This is a genomic window from Micromonospora sp. NPDC047557 (assembly GCF_043205095.1).
Classification (GTDB): Bacteria; Actinomycetota; Actinomycetes; order Mycobacteriales; family Micromonosporaceae; genus Micromonospora.
In genome coordinates this window covers 81,146-100,271 of the sequence record NZ_JBIDDK010000019.1, presented here as the reverse complement: position 1 = coordinate 100,271, position 19,126 = coordinate 81,146, and the positions used below count along the sequence as shown (strand labels likewise).

Annotated in this window: 13 protein-coding genes and 2 pseudogenes; 10 read left to right on the top strand and 5 right to left on the bottom strand. The window is 65.2% G+C overall.

Features of this window, described 5'->3' with window-relative positions; all coding sequences use genetic code 11:
• The first annotated feature begins 79 nt into the window (after positions 1-79).
• The 6 genes from ACGGAQ_RS30250 to ACGGAQ_RS30225 all read left to right on the top strand — a co-directional run bounded on the left by ACGGAQ_RS30250 (position 80) and on the right by ACGGAQ_RS30225 (position 6,297).
• Complete coding sequence (locus ACGGAQ_RS30250; protein WP_393055081.1) at positions 80-856, top strand: PD-(D/E)XK nuclease family protein; 777 nt, start codon at positions 80-82, stop codon at positions 854-856.
• Positions 813-1,379 (top strand): hypothetical protein, encoded by a 567-nt coding sequence (locus tag ACGGAQ_RS30245; RefSeq protein ID WP_393055079.1) that lies wholly within the window; start codon positions 813-815, stop codon positions 1,377-1,379. Before ACGGAQ_RS30250 ends, ACGGAQ_RS30245 begins: the two co-directional genes overlap by 44 nt.
• Before the next feature lie 268 nt (positions 1,380-1,647).
• Positions 1,648-2,538 (top strand): hypothetical protein, encoded by an 891-nt coding sequence (locus ACGGAQ_RS30240; RefSeq protein WP_393055077.1) that lies wholly within the window; start codon positions 1,648-1,650, stop codon positions 2,536-2,538.
• Positions 2,539-3,067: 529 nt separating this feature from the next.
• On the top strand, positions 3,068-3,838 hold the full coding sequence (locus tag ACGGAQ_RS30235) for a hypothetical protein (protein ID WP_393055075.1): 771 nt from the start codon (positions 3,068-3,070) through the stop codon (positions 3,836-3,838).
• An 87-nt stretch (positions 3,839-3,925) separates the two neighbouring features.
• The gene (locus ACGGAQ_RS30230) at positions 3,926-5,890 is read left to right on the top strand and encodes a hypothetical protein (RefSeq protein ID WP_393055074.1); all 1,965 of its coding nucleotides are present in this window, start codon (positions 3,926-3,928) and stop codon (positions 5,888-5,890) included.
• A 251-nt stretch (positions 5,891-6,141) separates the two neighbouring features.
• Positions 6,142-6,297 carry a hypothetical protein gene (locus ACGGAQ_RS30225; RefSeq protein WP_393055072.1) on the top strand — a complete coding sequence of 52 codons (156 nt, stop codon included), beginning with the start codon at positions 6,142-6,144 and terminating at the stop codon, positions 6,295-6,297.
• A 132-nt stretch (positions 6,298-6,429) separates the two neighbouring features.
• On the opposite strand, the gene ACGGAQ_RS30220 is transcribed toward ACGGAQ_RS30225, so the two are convergent.
• Entirely contained in the window at positions 6,430-7,221 is a 792-nt protein-coding gene (locus tag ACGGAQ_RS30220) for a hypothetical protein (protein WP_393055070.1), read from the bottom strand.
• Positions 7,222-8,680: 1,459 nt separating this feature from the next.
• Here ACGGAQ_RS30220 and ACGGAQ_RS30215 point away from each other — a divergent pair.
• The 4 genes and pseudogenes from ACGGAQ_RS30215 to ACGGAQ_RS30200 form a co-directional block, all read left to right on the top strand.
• A pseudogene (locus ACGGAQ_RS30215) lies at positions 8,681-9,385 on the top strand (IS256 family transposase); the annotation flags it as partial.
• Positions 9,382-9,651, top strand: a complete 270-nt coding sequence (locus ACGGAQ_RS30210) for a transposase (protein WP_393055068.1) — start codon at positions 9,382-9,384, stop codon at positions 9,649-9,651. The pseudogene ACGGAQ_RS30215 and the gene ACGGAQ_RS30210, both read left to right, overlap by 4 nt.
• 228 nt (positions 9,652-9,879) lie before the next feature.
• Positions 9,880-10,899 (top strand): restriction endonuclease, encoded by a 1,020-nt coding sequence (locus tag ACGGAQ_RS30205; RefSeq protein WP_393055066.1) that lies wholly within the window; start codon positions 9,880-9,882, stop codon positions 10,897-10,899.
• Between the two features lie 402 nt (positions 10,900-11,301).
• Entirely contained in the window at positions 11,302-12,144 is an 843-nt protein-coding gene (locus ACGGAQ_RS30200) for a hypothetical protein (RefSeq protein ID WP_393055064.1), read from the top strand.
• A 62-nt stretch (positions 12,145-12,206) separates the two neighbouring features.
• On the opposite strand, the pseudogene ACGGAQ_RS30195 reads toward ACGGAQ_RS30200, so the two are convergent.
• The 4 genes and pseudogenes from ACGGAQ_RS30195 to ACGGAQ_RS30180 form a co-directional block, all read right to left on the bottom strand.
• Positions 12,207-12,347, bottom strand: a pseudogene (locus tag ACGGAQ_RS30195) (site-specific integrase); the annotation flags it as partial.
• Between the two features lie 539 nt (positions 12,348-12,886).
• Positions 12,887-13,483, bottom strand: coding sequence for a hypothetical protein (locus ACGGAQ_RS30190; RefSeq protein WP_393055062.1), 597 nt, complete (start codon positions 13,481-13,483; stop codon positions 12,887-12,889).
• The gene (locus tag ACGGAQ_RS30185) at positions 13,480-13,782 is read right to left on the bottom strand and encodes a hypothetical protein (protein WP_393055060.1); all 303 of its coding nucleotides are present in this window, start codon (positions 13,780-13,782) and stop codon (positions 13,480-13,482) included. Before ACGGAQ_RS30185 ends, ACGGAQ_RS30190 begins: the two co-directional genes overlap by 4 nt.
• A gap of 56 nt (positions 13,783-13,838) precedes the next feature.
• Positions 13,839-18,713, bottom strand: coding sequence for a caspase family protein (locus ACGGAQ_RS30180; RefSeq protein ID WP_393055058.1), 4,875 nt, complete (start codon positions 18,711-18,713; stop codon positions 13,839-13,841).
• Positions 18,714-19,126: the final 413 nt, after the last annotated feature.

The following is a 19,126-nucleotide window of genomic DNA, read 5'->3' as shown; positions in this document are numbered from 1 at the left end:
GGCTGGCAGAGAGGTAGCCGGCCGAGAAAGCGAGCGAACACGGTGGGCTCTGGCGCACGCCATCTGTGATGATGGCGTGGTGAGCGTCGATGGGCACCCGTTCAACCAGCTCGCCGGAGAGTGGAGTGAGGTGTGCGCCCGGCAGGTGCGCGACTGGGACACGACCCTAGAACAGATGATCGCCGATGAGGCAGCCCTGATGGCCGGCCGGCGGTGGCGCTCCGGACCCGCCACTCTCCTTGAGATGCTCGGGTTGAACCGCAACGAGGTGGTCATGGTGCGGACACTCTCCTGGCTGCTGAAGCCTGGTATGCAACACGGCCTTGGCGATCTAGTCGTTGCGCGGCTGCTTGAGAGTCTCGGCGTGCCATACACGCACGGGATCCCGATCGACGTCCGACGCGAGGAACGCCAAGACAGCGGCGCCGGGTGGGTGGCGGCAGATCTGCTGCTGCGCACGGCAGGACAGTGCATCCTCATCGAGGCAAAGATCGACGCTGTGGAAAGCACAAGACAATGTGAGCTGCTGGCGGACCTCTGGGCCCACGAGTCCCCAACACTCGTGTTCATTACTCCCAACCGGCGCGCGCCCGCCAGCGCTGGCGGTAGCCGTGATCGGTGGGGGCCGATGAGCTGGTCTGATATCGCCGACATCGTGACCGACGCGGTGCACGCCGCCTCCGTTCCCTGCCCCAACGCGACGCCCGGTTGCGCCGCAGATCAGGCAGCGGCCGTTGTCGGCGGCGTGTCGGTGGCCGCGCTGGACTTCATGCACACCCTCGCCGGCCTTCGCCAGCTCGAAAAGGAGCAGCGTGAGTACACCGCTCGACGACCAGACCCGCTTCTACTTGCGTAACTGGGAGCGGATCGAAACGTGGCTCGCGCTTCGCAGCGAGGCGATCGACTCGGTGAAGACCGCGATCATCGCCGCAGTCGAAGGCCTCGACCCCACGGTAGTCACGGACGCATCAATGCGCTGGGAGCAGGCGATCGACTCAACCTTTCCGACGTTCGAGCTGAGCAAACCAAACTGGTGCCTGGACGACAGGACGGTAGCGGTGGCGCTCCAATGGCAGCAGCAGAAACAGCCCCGCAAGGTCTCGGACGCCTCACTGTGGCCGTGGATCGGCATACGTGTCTCCGGTGGATCCGCCAAGGACATCGCCGCGGTTCGGCTGTGGAAGCAACTCGCCGAGCCTGCCGCGGGCCTGCAGTGGCATGAACGCGAACTCGGCACTGGCTGGCTGTGGTGGAAGCGGCTGCATCCCATCGGCGCAGGCGACGACCTTGACACGCTGACCCAGGCATGCCGGGACGGTCTGCACGCCGGGTGGAGCAGGATGTCGGGCCCAATCGACGATTGGTTCAGGCGGGAGTAGTTCCCGCGATGTGAGGTCCAGCCGCTACTTCATGCCAGCTCAATGCGTGACCTGCAACTCGGCCACTTCTGTACGTGGCGACGTGGCGCAAGAACCGGGCGCCCCGCAGTCGCGCAGGACGGTATTGTCGTGCTGTGTGCTCTTTGCTTTTCGCTCGCGGCGGGCACGCGGGGGCGATAGCGAACCGTGACACCGTCTGCGACGATGGTCCGGCGAGTGCGGCCTTCGCGGCGCGGATGTGAATGGTTGGGCTAAGACGGGGATGGCGATGCAGGAAGAACCGGCACTGCGGGACCAAGCAGGAACGCAGGAAGAGCCGAAGATGGTCGCCGAAGTGATGCGGGTGTGGCGGCCAGCCGGGCAAAAACTTTCCCGCTCTCAGAAGGAGCCCGGAAGGTACAGCCCTTCAACTCGGGTCTCCGGTTCGAGGAAGCTCAGCGAGGCCACCCTCGAGCCGCTCGCCGAGAACGAGCAGGTTGTCGTCGTCAACGCGCCGCAGCCCGCCCTGCAGTCCGCTACCTGTCAAGCGCCGGATTACCGGTCACGCAGACGCGAGGAGGTCGAGGACTTTATCATCGACGCCGCCGTGCATCTGGGGCACCGCCTGATTGAAAGGGGCACGCCGATACTCATGTCGTTAATAGTAGACCGGGCGATCCCAGCGGCTACGTCGAAGGTGAAGCGTGCGTTTGCAGCGAGGAGGACGCGCCGACAGTCCACCACAGCGGTACAGAACATCATGGCGCGCGAGAATGCTGCGGAGTCAGCGAGCGCCGTGGAGCCGGATAATGTCGTAGCGGCGCTGACCTGCCCGCCACCGGCCTCGGTTGAGGCGGGGCACGAAGTCGGGGTCGCGATCGGAGCGCAGGTACCTGTCATAAGCAGAGATGAGGCGCTGCAGCGGATCGAAATGCGCCGGGCTGCACTGCTGTTCGCCGCCGAGCAGGAAAGAATCCTGCGTCAATCGGTGGTCGTCGACGATGAACACCGATTGCACCTGGACGACGGAGCTATGGCGCATGAGCAGCTGGGAGCCGATGTTCATCTGAAACTCGAAGCGGCACCGTCTTCGGCCAGCGACGGCAGGATGTTAACGCTCAGCGACGTCCTCGGCGGTGAGCCCGACCTGCAGGAAGGTTCGCGCGTCAAGCCGGGCTGACGGGATCAGTGTTGCGCACTATTGGCTTGCTGGGAGGGGCGTCAACCGTTGTGGCAAAGCGACCACATCCTCATGGAGGCGTTCACCGCCGGACCGGCCGGGCTACGTGGGTATCTTCTAGGTCTCGACCATCGGGCCCGCCGACGTCGAGCTTCACGAGGTTCGGCTGGCCGTGGCCGTGGCCGAGTGCATCGAGGGCTGCAGCGACGCGTTCTACGTGACCATTCAGCGAAGCGGCGACGAAGTCGTTTGGCGCGACTCCCGATGCAGTCGCTCGGCTGCGTGACCTTGGTGCTCAGAACCGCTATGCTGCTGGCTGGCAGTGCGCGCCTGCCGACCTTCCGGTCCAGCCTTCGCCCGCGTCGAGGCTGTTTTTGAGGAGGGAAAGGGTCTCTGACTCGCGTGTTCCTTACTTCGTCGTGCCCGGAATCGGGCTGTCATTTGCGTGACGGCGGGGTGCGCGGGGCTCCGTCGGTTGGGGAACGCGATGACACGTGATAGGGCCCGCAAGCGTGCCGCCCGTCAGCGAATGGTCGAGCAGGACCAGCCGTACCTTCATGCCGCTGTCACCGGCAACGCCGCCGTCAAGCGAGTGCCGGAGGAGGAGGCGCGGATCCGCCGGGGTATGGAAGAGGCGTGGTGGTTCGTGCGCTGGCCATGCCTCGACGGCTGCCAGTCCGAGTACCGGATCTGGCAGGTCCCGGCCGGATCGATGGTGAGTTGCGCTACCTGCCGTGAGCCAGTATGCGTCGACTGCCAAGAAGAGCCTGTCGCCTACGAGTTCCAACGCTGCTGGTTCTGCGAGGACGAGGCCACCCGGCCTCCGGCGCTCCCCAAGCCCGTCTGTGCTGGGCAGTGCATCACCATTGCGGAGGCGTGGGACGCGGCACACCCGGGGCAAGAGCGCGACCACAACGACAGCTCGTACGGGTTGTGTGCCGTATGCGACGAGTACATCTGCATGGAGTGCCGTAGTGCGCAGGCCGGGTGGATGTTCGGCTTCTGCGAGCCCTGCGCGTCGGTCCCGATTGACGACCTGCCTCCAGACTTCGACGGCCGCGATTTGGCAGTCGCGGCAGCGCTGCACCATCTCGCCGGCAGACTCGTGGCCACCGGCGCAGGCCCGTACCCACACGTGAACGGGTGGATCAACCGTCGGATGGGGGTTCGCCATCGCCGCGACGCCTGCACTGCACAGCTCAAGGTTGCTGTCGAAGCCGCCCAACGGTGGCTGGACACCCTGCAGCGGGCAGCTGAGACCGGCGGCGTCCCGTCGGCTCATCCAAAAGACCGACGCTGATGGTCCGATATGTAGACCCGCCGCGAGGTGCAGCAGCAGGGTTGGTGTCATTCCGATCAATCAGGTACTTAGTTGAGGAGTGCAACTATGAGGACCACGTCACCCGTGGCGCAAACAGCGGGGGAGTTGTGGGATGCGCTGGCGTCCAAGTACGGACTGGACTCAACCGGCCATGACCGCGACCTGGTTGACGACATCCGAGCGGCGTTGGGGCTTCCACCTGCCGGAGATGTGCGGACGGCCCTGCAGAAACATGATGTAACGGTTGACGCGCTCTTACATGCGGTGCTCGCCAGCCTCGGTCCGTTCGCAGGCATGTTGACCGATCTCTTGCGGCTGTACGAGTCTGCTGCGTCGACGCGGGCCGATCACCCAAACCTTATGATCGAATACGACTTCGGCGCGGGGCGGCCGCCGCTCCCGTTTGATTTGGAGACGTTTCGCGCATGGGCTGAGGTCGGCGCAAATGGGGCCCGCTTGGCTCGTGCGCAAGCCTGGAGCATTGATCGATTGTGGAGCCTTGCCGGGCTGATTCGGGACTTCGCTTCGGAAGATCCAGGCAACAGCACGCGACGCAGGTCGGAGGTGGACTCCTGGTTGAGAATCTACGACGCGGGGGAATGGCCGCGCAGCGTCCCGATGCTCCCACTGACCGGCCGGGATACGCTTGATCGCCTGCTGCGCAGAGTTCGATCTGTCGCTGTCGACGTACTCCGGCAGTGCCGCGAGGTGTCGTCTGATCGCCGCGCCCTGCAGCAGCGCCGAGACAGGGAAGCCCTCGACCAGGGCTTGGAGGATGTCGACCTAGCCCGCGCCTACGTTCTCGCGGATCTCGACAGTGACCCTTGGCTGCGCGAGACAGTCACGACGCTGGACTCTGTAGTCATCCGTCTACGCACGGGCAACGTGTCGGACATCGCGGCCTTCGAGCAGAAGGTATCGGCAGCCCTCGACTCCGTATCGATGACTAGCGCCAGCGTGGAGCGGATGGCGGAGGCGCTGACCGAGGTGCTGTCGCTACCCGCCTGGGAACGGCGGCATGAACTGTATGCCGCATGGGTGCTCACCCTCATCGTCGATACGGCAGGGCTGAAGCGGTGTGAACTACACCCGACTGCGGACGGCAAGCTCAGCTTTTCGTTCCAGGGAAGTCACGTCGCGACGATCGCCACGCCAGCTCACGGGCCGGTACTGGTCTGGGCAGAGCTACGCTCGCCTGCGACCAATCCCATCGGCCGGGGCCGTACGCGCGCGATCCAGCCCGACTACACCCTGCTCCGCGCGCCGGTCACCTCACCGTCCAGCGCTCTCGCCGTGGTCGAATGTAAGCAATATCGACGAGCGAGCCCGGGAAAGTTCGCCGAGGCCCTGCAGGACTACGCCGCTGGCAGGCCGGCGGCCCAGGTAATGCTGGTGAACTATGGTCCGGCGCGGAGTTCGATTCTGGAGAGGGTGGCCGAGCCGGAGCGGAACAGGTGCGGGATCACAGGTCGGCTTCGGCCGGATGAGCCGGCCCTGAAGGCGCGGTTTGCGGCGTGGCTGCGCGACGCGATCGGCCTGAAACACCCAGCGGCTGTCGTCACCAGAGGAAACAATCAGCCCAGTGCCGACAGAGTGTGGGCGACCATCCGTCTGGACTGGTCCCATCAGCCCAGCGATCTTGACCTGCATGTGGTTGTGGGCAGCGACCCGGCCGAGACTATCTACCATGGCAACCGCGGCGACCTCGAAAAGCCGCCCTTCGCCAGACTCGACGACGACATCACTAACGGCTACGGACCGGAGACTGTAACGGTCACCCGGCCTACCCGCCTCAATATCTTCGTGAAACGCTTCTCGAATGACGGCACCCTCGCCACGAGTGACGCGCGCGTCTCTGTGCAAGCTCCAAAGGCCGACGTCACACTCCGAATCCCACCACCGCGTGACGTTGGCGAGACCATATGGTATGTGGCAGAGATTTCCCCCGACGGCACCCTGGCCACCGGCATCGGCCACCACCGTGGTGGCGAGCGCAGGCAGCCCCCGATGCCTGGACAAGCGCCAATGTAGCTGGCCGGTGGTGGGATGTGGTCAGGTCAGGCTGCTGAGGAGCTGGCCGGCCCCGGCGTTGCCTCGACCGTGGAGGCGGGCGAGGATATGCCGGCCGTTGTCTGCGGTAGGGCCGGAGCCGAGCAGCGGGTTCGGGGTGCGAGTAGAGATGGTCACCAGGAATTCGGTGACTGCCGTATCCACCCGCTCACTGGCGGGGCTGGAGGAACGTTCGCGGCCGGCGAGCCAGCCGACGGCGTCGTGGACGAACGTTGCCGCGGTTCCGGCTGCGACGTGCCGATGGGCCGTCGACGGCGGCAACCCGCGCATCGCCCGCGGTCGGCTTCGGTCTCGACATGTCCGCCGAGGACCAGGCGGTGCTGCTGTCCTTCGTGGGCCTGGTGCTCGGCATGTTCGAGCGCACGTAGATCACCGCGCTGGTGCCCGCCGAGCCCGTGGAGGACGGCATGGTTGCCCATCTGTAGCTGCTCGCACACACCGTTACGCCTCGGTTTCGGACCCTTTGGTCCGCGACGGGGCGCTTTCTGCGCTTCCGGGTGCTACTGGGGATGCTCGGCCGTCGCCCGGATGGTGTCGAGGTAAAGCGGAGAGATCCCTGACGCCTCGTCGACCTTGCGGCGGATTTCACCCAGCTCACGCCGCTCGCCTTCGGCGCGTAGATGCAGGGACAGCGATGCCGCCTGGGCAGCTGCTGCACGCGCTGCCTCCAGGCCCGAACCCCTTCCGGTGGCCTTGGCCTCGCGGGCCTTGGCGTGCCAGGCGTATTCGCTGTCGAGCTGGCGCTCTCGCTGGCGCTGGGCGGCGACGCCCATGGCGTTGCGCATGGCGGTCCAGCCGCCGTCCATGATGTCGTCGTCCTCGTTTCGCTCGGCCCACCGCCACTGCTGGAGCCGGCGCTTGACGCGGTAGAGCAGCTGCTTGCGCGGGAGCTTGTCGTTCCACCCGGAGTCGGGGTGCAGCGCTCCGTTGGGCAGATAGTTCAGTCCGTGGTGGACGTCACGAATGCACCAGCCGGCACGAAAGTACGGCCCGATTACCTCGTACAGATCATCCGGGTCGAGTGGGCCTTCCTGGCTGTTCCGCAGCCCGATGATCAGCTGCTGCAACGTCCGGACGGCCTTCAGTCCCTGCGTCCGCCCGTCCGGGGATGCCGTCGGGTCGAACTCGTACCGGTTCTCGTCGGACACCGCGAGGCACCGCTTGCACTGCCACGCCCAGCCGTAGGGCGTCGTCACCACCTGCTTCTGGGTGCCCTGCTCGCACGTCTCGCAGTGTGCCGGCGGCGGCGGGCCGTAAAGCTGCCCATTCTCGACATAAAATCCTTGGCCCATCCCGAACGCTCCCTACCGACCCGCCGACCGTCCAGACCGGAGCGCGAGGTCGCTTCGAGGGTACCGCGAATTCAGCTCACGATCCCTCCGCCGAGGATCTGCCCGGCGAGTCGCCGATTCATCCAGACCCAGCTCGCAGCACTCGGCCCGCCCGCGCCGGGTTACGCCGCGTAGCGATGTCTCGACTGCCTAGCAGCACCTCTTGCCGTAGGTGACGTCGGCGACCATGCGCTCGCCTGGCTTCTCCGGGACTAGGACGGATGCACCTCGGCCATCCAGAGGCCCGGGTCAGGCACAGCGGTACAGCTCAACCCGATACGTCCGGTCCAGCTCCTCGCAGTGCAGCCAGAACACGTAGGTCCCGATAGGTGCCCCGCCAGCGCCGAGGAGCTGTCGGTGTCTCGGGCGCGGAAGCGCTGCGCCCACAGGGTCTCTGCGTCGGAGGCGCTGGCCGGATCCTGGCTCGGGACGATGGACTGATGCCGGCGGCATTAAAGCTCGCATCCGGCGCGCTCCAGGCAACGATGCGGGCGTGCCCAGTTCGTTACGGGGCCGTCGCAGACGCGGGCGACGACCTCGGCGAGCATCGTGGCCCGAACCTCGCTCGACCACGGCATCCCGGCCCCGACTGACCGCCGCTGTGGAACAGCTGCGGCGAGATGATCGCAGCAGTGGGCCCGGACGTCCCGGTGCCAGCCCGGGGGCGCAGCTGGTGGTGCGCGATGAGGTCTGCGCTGAGCAGCGGCGGTGCCGGTCGCTCCTGCGCCGCGGACGCCAGGAGGCGCGTGACCCTGCCGACGCCCCTGGCCGATGTCGCCGGCATCACCGGCGACCCGGTCGTCATGCGCGGCGGCCGGCCGGGGGAGCTGGTGCTCATCACTCGGCCGCCGCGTTTGAGCGGCTACGCACCAGCCTGCCGCGGCACTGGTTGCCCATTCGACCTACCCGTCACCGAGGGCTGCGCTGCATCCAGCCCGACGGTCGACCGCTGCCGGGTGCGACGATGCCGTCATTGTCGTAACCGCCCATCGGAGGCATCGTCGAGGAACAAGCGGATACGCCAAGCGTCGAAAACTTCAACCACACTTCCGAACCACACGGAATCGGTCAAGGATCCCGGGGTCTGTGGATCTAAAGGTGTTTCCGGCCTGACCTGCCAGGCGTTGTGCCTGGTGAGGAGGGTGCCGTGATGACCGCGACACTGAACGACCAGACCGGACGCAAGAAGCGGCCTGAGCCGTCGGCGGAGGCGAAAGCCGCCGCCGAGCGGGTGCGGGCCGCGAAGGAGCAGGGCCTGTCGCTGACCGGCCCGGGACGGGCTGCTGAAGCAGTTAACCAAGACGGTCCTGGAGACCGCGTTGAACGAGGAAATGACCGAGCACCTCGGTTACGCCAAACACGAAACCGACGGCGCCGGTTCGGGCAACGTGCGCAACGGAACCCGGTCGAAGACGGTGCTGACCGATGCCACGGTCCGGTGCAGATCGACGTGCCACGGGACCGGGCCGGCACCTTCGAGCCGCAGATCGTGCGTAAGCGGCAGCGGCGCCTGTCCGGGGTCGACGAAGTCGTGTTGTCGCTGTATGCCAAAGGTTTGACGACCGGGGAGATCAGCGCGCACTTCGCCGAGATCTACGGCGCCTCGGTCAGCAAGGAGACGATCTCGCGGATCACTGACAAGGTGATCGAGGAGATGACCGACTGGTCGCACCGGCCCCTGGATGAGATCTACGCGGCGGTGTTCATCGACGCGATCGTGGTCAAGGTGCGTGACGGGCAGGTCGCGAACCGGCCGTTCTACGCCGCGATCGGGGTCACTCTCGACGGGGACAAGGACATCCTCGGGTTGTGGGCCGGCACCGGTGGTGAGGGCGCGAAGTTCTGGATGAGCGTGCTGACCGACCTGCGTAACCGGGGCGTGAAGGACGTGTTCTTCCTCGTCTGCGACGGCCTCAAAGGGCTGCCCGAGGTCGTCACGAACTTGTGGCCCCGCACGATCGTGACGACCTGCATCATCCATCTGATCCGCAACACGTTCCGGCTCACCTCCCGCAAGTACTGGGACGCGCTCAAGCACGACATCGAACCGATCTACACCGCCGTCAACGCCACCACGGCCCGGGCCGCGTTCGACGACCTGGCCGAGAAAGTGGGGCGGCGGTGATCCGGCTGTGGGACAACGCCTGGGCCGAGTTCATTCCGTTCCTCGACTACGACGTCGAAATCCGGCGGCTGATCTGCTCGACCAACGCGATCGAATCACTGAACGCCCGCTACCGGCGGGCGATCAAAGCCCGCGGCCACTTCCCGAACGAGCAGGCCGCATTGAAGTGTCTGTACCTGGTGACCCGGTCCCTGGACACCACCGGAGCAGGCCGAACCCGATGGACGATGCGCTGGAAACCCGCCCTGAACCGAGGGTGCCTATAGGAGCGTCAACGCGCTCATGGAGACCTTCCCCGGGGCCAGGCCGCGAACCTGCTCATGCGTCTCTTCGAACACGAGGGTTGGCGCTGCCCGTGTAGCCCAGCTCGGTAGGGTGAGGCGCGCCGGTCCTCACACGACTGGGGTGCTGGTTTTGACAGTCCTAATGGAGCGCTGATGTCCGGAGCTGTGCCGAGGGTTTGGATTGTGCGGGCTGGCCGTCACGGTGAGCGTGTGAGCTGGGCGCTTGACAAGCAGGTTGCCGGTGGGGGGTTCCGAGAGGTCGATGATCTGAGCCAAGCGACGACCAGAGAGTCGGTTGGAGAGCTGGTCCGGGCTGGTTTTCCGGAGTCCGGTGCGGGGCTCGTAGCTAACTACACTGGTCAGCTGTGGGCGTTGCGGGAACGCATCGCGACAGGTGACCTCGTGGTGTTGCCGATGACGAACTCCGGCCAGATCGCTATGGGTCGTGTGACCGGCGGGTACGAGTACCGGTCTGATCCTGATCCTGATCGTCGGCACGGCCGGCCGGTGAAGTGGCTGCGGACCGACGTCCCACGGACGGCTATCAAGCAGGACCTGCTGTACACGCTCGGCGCCTTCTTGACGATCTGCGAGGTGAGCCGCAACGACGGCGCCTGGCGGATGACTCAAGTGCTGGCGACCGGGCACGACCCTGGCGCCAGGCCGGCCCATGCGAAGAACGCGGCCAAGCTCGCGGACGACGTGCCGCAGGCCGGCGATGTCGTGGCCGACGAACCGGTGGTCGTCGATGTGGAGCGGTATGCGCGCGATCGGATCACCAGTGCAGTGATTCAACAGTATGCCGGACATAAGCTCGAGCATCTAGTTGCGGCTGTGCTCGGTGCCGAGGGTTTTACCTGCATGGTGACCAAAGCATCCGGTGATGGGGGAGTTGATGTCTTCGCCGGTCGGGGTCCGTTTGGCTTGGACAGCCCTCGGCTCGTGGTCCAGGTCAAGAGTGACGCGAGCCCGGTGGGCGTGGATGTAGTACAGAAGCTGCAAGGTGCGTTAGGCAGCCATAGTGCCGACCAGGCGCTGCTTGTGGCGTGGGGCGGCCTGAACGGCAATGCTCGAGCTCAGTTGATCAACCAGCACTTTCGCATCCGAGTGTGGGATGCTGATGATCTTATTGATGCCGTGTGCCGGAATTATCTACGTCTTCCGGACGAGATCCGTGCCGAGCTGCCACTCAAGCAGGTATGGGTGCTCGTTGAGGAGGAGGGTCCCTGAGGACGCGGCGGCCACATTTGAACGTTAAGCGTCCCAAGTGACGGAGCGGGGAGTGCGTGATCGAGGCAGGGAGCCTTGTCACGTTGATGGAGCGCCGCGACGATTCCTTTACTCGGCTGGTTTATACTTGAGACGACCTGGATAAACGTTCGTGAGCATGCCGCTGGGCCACCAGACTACTGGGGGTCAAGGGGTCGTCGGTTCGAATCCGGCCGTCCCGACGGGAAGAGTCTTGCTCTGAACCGGAAGTTTTCCCTGTTCAGAGCGGGGATCGATCAATGCCGGAGGAAGTACCCGTCTCCCTTCGTGCTCCCTCTGTGGGGACCACTTGGGGACCGTTCTCGGCAATCCGCCTGAGGCAATGCTGGCGAGCTGACTCGACGAGCGTGGAGTGGACCTCTCATGGAACTTCTCGCAAGACTCTGGACGACCGCACGTGAATGGTGGTTGTGGGACACCCTTCACGACTGGAACGCCGGTAACTGGTCAGCTGCCGCCGCTGTGGCCACTCTCCTCGTGGCTGCCATCGCCGCTTTTATCGCCTTAGGGCAAGCCCGTGAGGCGCGGAGGTTGCGCAAGGAGCAGGCCCAGCCGTACGTGGTGGCGTTCATGGAGCCGGCTGAGGTGAGTCCCGCCATCGTTGACCTCGTAATTCGCAACTTCGGGACGACCGCTGCCTACGACATCGAATTCCGGTCAACTCCGCCGCTGCAGAGGAGCGGCGGCGACGCAGGAGACGTGGAAGACGTCTGGGTTTTCGATAGGCTTCCGATCTTGGCGCCGGGGCAAGAGTGGCGAACGGTCTGGGACTTCTCTCAATCGCGCGGTCAGACCGATCTGCCAGATTGCCATGATGTGCTCGTATGCTACAAGGATTCACAAGGCAAGGAGACGTATAAGTCTCAGTCGACGCTCGATTGGTCGATGTTCAAGGGCCGAAGGTGGACGGTCACTTACGGGGCGCACGATTCGGCCAAAGCGCTTCGCGAGATTCAGAAGACGCTTAAAAAGTGGCAGGAAGACATCCATGGAGGGCTGCGAATCTATGTGCGAGATGGTGCAGCGAAAGACGAGAGACGACGGCAGGAATACGAGAAGTGGAAGTCCCAGCATGAAGTGCTGACACAGCGCCTTGGTGTAAGTGACTCGGCTCAGAATGCTCCGCATGGCTCGGTTGAAGCCGTTGAGCCCTCCGTCGCCGGAGATCCTACACAAGCGTCCGACAGTACAAAAGAAGGCCGCTGACCGGAGCGTATGCCCTGGTCAGCGGCCTTCTTGCTGGGCTGAAACAGTGGGGAGTTTGCGATCTAGACCGCGCGTAGCTGGGGACCACTTGGGGACCGGCGGGCCTTCAGGTGAGCACTCAGCGCCGTTCCCGCGTCGGTGATCGATTGCCGGTCCGGGTGTAGGTAGCGCTGGGTTGTGGTCAGCGATCCGTGCCCGGCGATGCTCAATCGAGCAGATCTCCCGGCTGCCTTGACCTCGAATACGGGCGAGTCGTCATCGCGGAAGTGAATCCTCGCTCGTCGACCCTGCATGCTCAACAGGCCCTTGAGCGTGAAACCTGCGCCATCGCAAGGCGGAAATATCATCCGCACGGGTTCCAGGATGAAGAGGGTGTCGCTCACCCACTCTTTTCACTACGAACCCGGCGATCATTCAATCTGAACCTTGTCCGCCGTGTTGGCTCGTCGAATGAATTCGATTACCGTTCCCACGCGTGCTCTCAACTTCGGTTCGGCCAGGCTATCCTGCCAGCGTTTCACCAATTCCCGGGCTATGGCCGCCTTATTGGGGGACGGAATTCCGTCGAGGGGGTTTGTCCATCGACCTTCGGTCATTGCCTTTTGCTTGCGGGGGTGAACATCGGACACGACCTCTGTCCGTCGCTGCCTACAGCGCGATGCCGGCACCCTTTTCCGGCATGACCGCGCCTGCTTGTCGACTTACAACGTGGCAAGACTCATTCTCGAAAGCGCTAGCCCGGTCACGCATCACAGGCGGGCACCACATCCACACGAACGACTGAAGTTAGGGGAACGACGTAGTACCGATCCCGCTGGCCAACCCGTAGCGTGCCCTCGCCCATGGCGAGCAGCTTGCCGCAGACTTGGTCCGAACCCCATCTCACCCGCACAACGGGTTGGTCGGGCTTCGCCATGGGGGCCGACCATGCCACCGCGACGCCCAGCGCAATCGTGAATAGGCCGCTTAAGGTCAAGTACCGGGCGGCGGTGATGAAGCGGTAGACCTGACGAACCTCCCGTTCGGTCCACCGTGCCAGGTCCTCGCCGGTAAGCAGGCATTCATCACCCGGGACGCCGGATGCCGCACGGATAGCCGACAGCGTCGCCCACACCAGGGCTGTGGCCGCAAGGAGGAAGAGCGTCAAGACCATCCATGGATAAGGGCTCGCCAGCGCGCTCGCGTTTTCTCGACCCTTAACGAGCAGCACGCCACCGAGCAGCGTAGTGAGGCCGGTTAGCCCGGTACGCCAGGTCTCGGCTTGGCGCCGGGCCACGTCGAGCTGCGTGTATCGGAGCTGCTGCGCCCGCTGCGCCCACCAGAAGCGCTCGGCGCTCATCCGAGATCCACCTGCCAGTAGGCACCACAGCCGAGGAACGGGTCGGTTTCTGGGCGGTTGGCGTGGCCATGCCCGCAGTCGCAGCAAACCGTTCGGAGAGTGTCGGCCACCTGGTCGGCCTCGCGGCGGCGGGTGCGGAAGCTCTTATAGCCGTTTCCGCTGCCGTAGCTCCACGTCGTCGTTGTATGGCCACCGCACCCGGGACATACGCCGGTAACCTCAATGCGGCGTCCGTCGCCGAGTTTGGTGATGCGGAAGTCGGCGGACCGCTCGCGGAAATCTTGCTGCTGGTACTCCACGCTGCGGTGATGGTCGACGTGGGTCGGCTCGGGCAAAGTTCCTGCTCCGATCAACTTCAGGCGGTGGTTTCGAGCTGCAGCTCGAAGAGTTCGGCGAATCTGGCAAGCCTTGCCCTGACCGCTTCGGCGGATTCCTCGATGTCGGCCGAGGCGGCGGCGATGTGGTCCGCGGAGACGGGACCGTGCACAACTGGCTCCTGGCCGTCGCGATGCACAGTGAGAAGCAGCAGATCCTGCCATGAGACGAGCTCGTCCGGGCATGCCTCTGCCCGATACTCGAGGCGCAGGCCGAGCGGCGTCAGACGCGCCATCCGGCGGTGGCACTCCGCCACCGTCCAGCCGTACCGCGCTGCGACTTGGACGAGCCACAGCACCGAGACCACCTCCACCTTGAGGACACGGCCGTTGCCCTGCGTGCGGTGCAGCATGGCAACGTCGTAGCGATCGGCGGGCGGGCCGTCGAGCGCTCGTCGCCCTTCCTCGTCGAGCGTCGGCAGTGGGACACCTAGCGGGCGGAACGATTCCAGCCAGCCGAGGAACGTGGCGACCGACTGCCGTGCTCCGGCGGCCCCACGGACGATGTCGGCCGCCGTGAGTCCCCACCCCACATCGTGTACGCCGTAGTGAAGGTCGCTCCACGGCCCGATCAGGGCAGTTCGTTCCTCCCAACGGTGACACGTGGCGTCGGACCGGACCACCGCCGATGACAGTGACGACAGGTCAGTGGTGTCCGGGAAGAGTTTGGTGAAATAGCTAACCGCCTCGGCGAGAGAACAGTCAAGCGCGTAGGCTAGGTCAATAACCTCCGCCAAGGTAAGCGTTCTGCGCGGGTCCACGATGCGCAGGAGCCGGCGGCGCTCGGCCAGTCGGTCATCGAAGCCGGAGACGCGGTGCTGCCCGATCGCCTGTGCCATGGCCCGCACAGCTGCCCACCCCGTCGCCAGCACCTGGCAGTTAATGCCATAGTCATACAGCAAGAGATCCTCGTTGATGACTACGCGTTCATTCTCGGTAGGTGTCGCGTCTAGTTCTGGATCGTATGTAGGTAGCCGGAGGAAGCCTAACCGCGCAAGCCGGGCGAGGCCGTCGCGCACCTGTCGCACAGTCGCCCCGACACGGCCGGCGAGCACGAACAGGTGCAGTGCCGTCAGTGGTTCACCCCGGTCGTGCACATATGCGAGGGCCTCATGTTCCACCTGCTGCAGGTCTGCCGGAAAATGCTGCCGGCCAATCACCTCGTAGCCGAACGGCCGGTACCGGTCGATCAGCACGAGGGCCTCCGGCACGCTGCGACCGAGTTTCGAGCTGACCCGGACTATGTGCGACGGCGCGAGCGTCGATCCGACCCATGGCGGCACGCCGTCGAGGTCGCGGGTGAACAGTGCGAGGTCGTTCCAGGTGAATACTTGGTCGCGAAGTTCGCCGACGTCGGCGGGCGGGATCCAATTGGCCGGCACGACATCCGCCGCTCGGCGCATCACCTCGCCTAGCGGTGCGTGCAGGTCTAGGGAGGCTCGAGCCAGCAAGAAGCCGACGGCCTTACGCGGCGGACTACCCGGCGGCGCCCAAGCGGCGACCGCGTAAAGCAGCGACCGGTGCTCCATGCCCTCCGCAAGGAGTTCGCCGTTCTCCCGAAACCGGCAGCGAACAGGGGCGATTTCGCGTGCGGCGGAGATGTCTAGGCCGGTGATCGCATAGCGGCGGAGCCTGCGTAGTCGCGCCACAGGAGGCTCGTCCTCGTCGGCGGCGAGCTCGACCAACTCCTCGACTGCGGGCCGCCCGTAGGCGCTGGGGCTCGCGTACCGGCGACCTGCCTCGTAGACCTTGCCGAGCATAGCGGCGTCGACTGGTCGTACGACCGGGAAGCCGTCGAGTCGCGTCGCCTCCGGGACGGACTCCATGCCGACAAAGGTGAGAATTCCCTTCCAGACCCCGACCCGCCAGGCCAGCAGCCACATGTCGCGGGACGCAGAAAACGGGCTGAGGTCGCCGTTGAAGAGGAGTTGGTCGCCCGAGAGACAACCGACTCGATCGATCGGGGCGAGCGTGCCGTGGGCGAAGGTTCCCTCCACTGGAATCTGTCGCCGGTGCGCTATGAGCCAGTCGAACACCTGCTCTGCCACCATCGGTGTCTTGTCGGCGACGCGCCATAGCCAAGGCAGGGTGAGGCCCGGCCACTCCTCCAGTGCAGGTAGCGAAGCCTGGATTTCATCTTTGATCCACTTCCGGTCCCACTCACGGAGGCGATTTCGGTCCACAGTGAACTGAGGTCGGCGCGCCGCGCGCAGGTTTACCACCAGCCCGTGCCGCTCCTCGTTGGTCCGCACGCCGTCGGCCGCCAAGCCGCCGTCACCCGAAACCCACCACAAGTCCGTGCCGTGCTTCAGTGGCGTCACGGTAGCCGTGGGGTAACGCAACTCCTCTGGCTGCCAAACCTCGGCTGAACCCTCCTCCTCGGCGACATCAACCTCGAACTCAGCGACCCAGAGGAGTCGGCGTAGCGTGCGCAGCACCGAGATGCGGTCCTCCCCTGTCAGGTAAAGCCGCACCCGTGTGCCGCCGCCTGGCATGTCGGCCGAGGGAGTGATCTGGAATAGGCTGCCGCTGCTGGCGATGCGCACGCTATAGCCGTGCTGGGCGACGACATCGTCTTCACCGATCGGCCTAGTCGCGATCGTGATTTCCTCGGCCAGCATGAAGTAGCTGAAAACGCCGACGCCGAACTGGCTGTTTGGCACCATCTGCAGCGGCGGCACCAGTTCCTGCCAGCGGGCGTACTCGGCTCGAAATGTCGGTCGGTACACGAATCGTTCACCCGCGTTGGCGAAGGTGCTGAGCAGAACGTCCTTACCCATGCCGACGCCGTTGTCCGTGCACTCGATGAACTCACGCCCGTCGGCGGCGACACCCTGGCGAATCTCGATCCGGCCGGCCCAGTTCGTGATCGGCACGTCCACTCTGTTGAGATAGGCCCGACGGGTCCGGCGGTATCGGCAGGCATCGAGCGCATTCTGGTAGAGCTCGCGGATTGCTAGTTCTGGTTCGCCGTACAGCTGACGGCCCATCAGCAGCTCGCGTACTTTGTCGTCGGAAAGCCGGAACTGCAGCAGCGGAGTGTCGAAGGCCGGCATGCCCTCGTTGATCTCCGCGCGGACGTTGGCTGACGAGAACGCGGCGGGCAGACTGTGATCGAAACGCTCGTCGAGTTCGAGGCTTGATAGCACCCGGCGCGCCTCGTCAGCGCGGCGGACCAGCCCTTCGAAGGCCGCGTACAGCGCCGGGTGGTCGCATACCGCAGTCAACGCCAGCTCGTCTCCGGTGCGGTGCCAGGTTGCCTTGACCGTGGCTGTATGCAACGCGGATAGGGGCAGCTCCGAGCCGACGCCGACATGGTCGACCACCACGGTCGGCATCCGGCGGGGATCCGCCGCCATGACGCCGGCGAGCCACAACACTGCGGCTAGCGAACGCAAGCGACGATCGAAGATGTGCGCGTGCAGGTCCTCGATTAGTCGTCGGTCTGCTGAGTCCCCATCGATGCCGCGGACAAGAACTCGCAGTTGCGAGAACAACTCGCGGGCGGTGACGTTCGCTGCGCCGCCGTGCCGCACGACGGCGGCGGCGAGTCGTTGGAGCGACTCACCCATGTGTGAGTCGACCCAAAGCGACGACCGGCCGGCAAGCCAGCGATGCACTAGCCATCCGGCCAGCGCATCCCGGGCCTCGCCTTGTCCCCGCCGGGCGAGACCCTCGGCGCGACGACACACGTGCTCGTGCATCGCGTGCGTGATTTCCAGATCGCTGCGGGGGCCGTCCCGGTAGGTCCGGGTGAAGTCCTGCGGCGAGATACCGGCGGCTAACCGGAGGCCGGCGCTGAGTCCGATCTCCCGGATAAAAGGCGCGGCCACCACTACCGAGACCTCGCCGGGCGTCAACCTTGCCTGCTCGGGCAGGCACAGATCCACGGCGGAGAGCACCCGGACCGGATAATCCTGTGCCGACCACGAGTCACGCATGCCCGTGCGATCCGCTAGATGCTCCCGGGACTCCATCCAGCGCGTGGCGCAATCATCGACGATTTCGACCACCGCCCGGCGGATCCCTTCGACGTCGGCATCCGTCGCATCGATTCGCTGCCACAACGGGGTCGACTCAACGGCCCTGCGCCAGGCTGTGCTGACCGGGTCGCCTTCGCAGATGATGAGGGCCTCGATCTCGTTGCGATCGATGCCGTGTTGAGCGATGACCATCTCCGGTGTCTGCTCGAGGCCGTCGGTGCGCGCAGCCTTCCGGGCGAGCCGGCGTGTGACCGCCGTGCGGACCGCGTCGAGCGTGCGGGCGTCGTGGCGGCGGTCCAGCACCTCGGCCAGCGCTTGGGTGAAGAAGCTGCCATCGTTCCCATGCAGGCTCCGCTCGCCGGCTGCGCAACTGTTAAACAGGACGAAGGCGCCGTTCTCAGGGATCGGTAGTTGCCCCCGCTCCCACGGCGTGGATAGCGAGTCCGCTAGGTCGTTTCGGCAGGCGTCGATGATGAACAGGACGAGGCGGGCCTGGCATTGACTAAGATCCCGTGGCACCACGGGGACGAGGCTTTCGACCTCCGGGCCCGCCGGTCCGGTGTATGCATCCTGCGGCACCAGCCAACTCTGTCCGTTCACCACCACGCCATGTCCGGAGAAGTAGACGACGACTACACCGCCCGGTGATACCTCCCGCAGCGCCTTCGAGACCGCCGCCCGTATGCGGTTGCCAGTCGGCTCCTGCCCGGAGCTGTCGCCCACCCCGCAGTGTCGGATTTCGTAACCGGACTGGCTCAGTGCGTCGGACATGCGAGAAATGTCGGCGCACACAACCTCAGACATCGGCGCGAAGAGGTCGTCGTCGCAGGAAGGAATGCCGATCAGCAGTGCCGAACGATCCGTCACACTCACCTACCAAAGGTCAGGGTTACCCACTCCTCGCGCGCGGCATCGCCCAGGCTGAGCGTGCTTTGCGCAGGCCGCAGGTCCGCCGGCCCAGTCCAAGGACCGTTGACCTTAGTGGCAGCCGCCGCTGACGAGCCATACCCGACAGTGTCGAATTTCGTCAGTTTTTCCGCGGTTCACCGCTTGTAACGCCAGGGGTGTGAGGGCATCCGGTACTGTGACGGTGCCGCCTTGAAGCAGGATGTGGCGTATGGGAGCAGTCACACTGACATGACGGTCGTGGTCCCGGACGGCGGCAAGCTTTACAGCGAAATCAACAGTAGGGCACGAAGATCGTCTTGAATGTCCGCAGCATTGCCGCGCTGCCGCGCCGGCCGGTGCCAGGCCCCCAAACCTCCGGGAAGCCGGAGACCTCACCT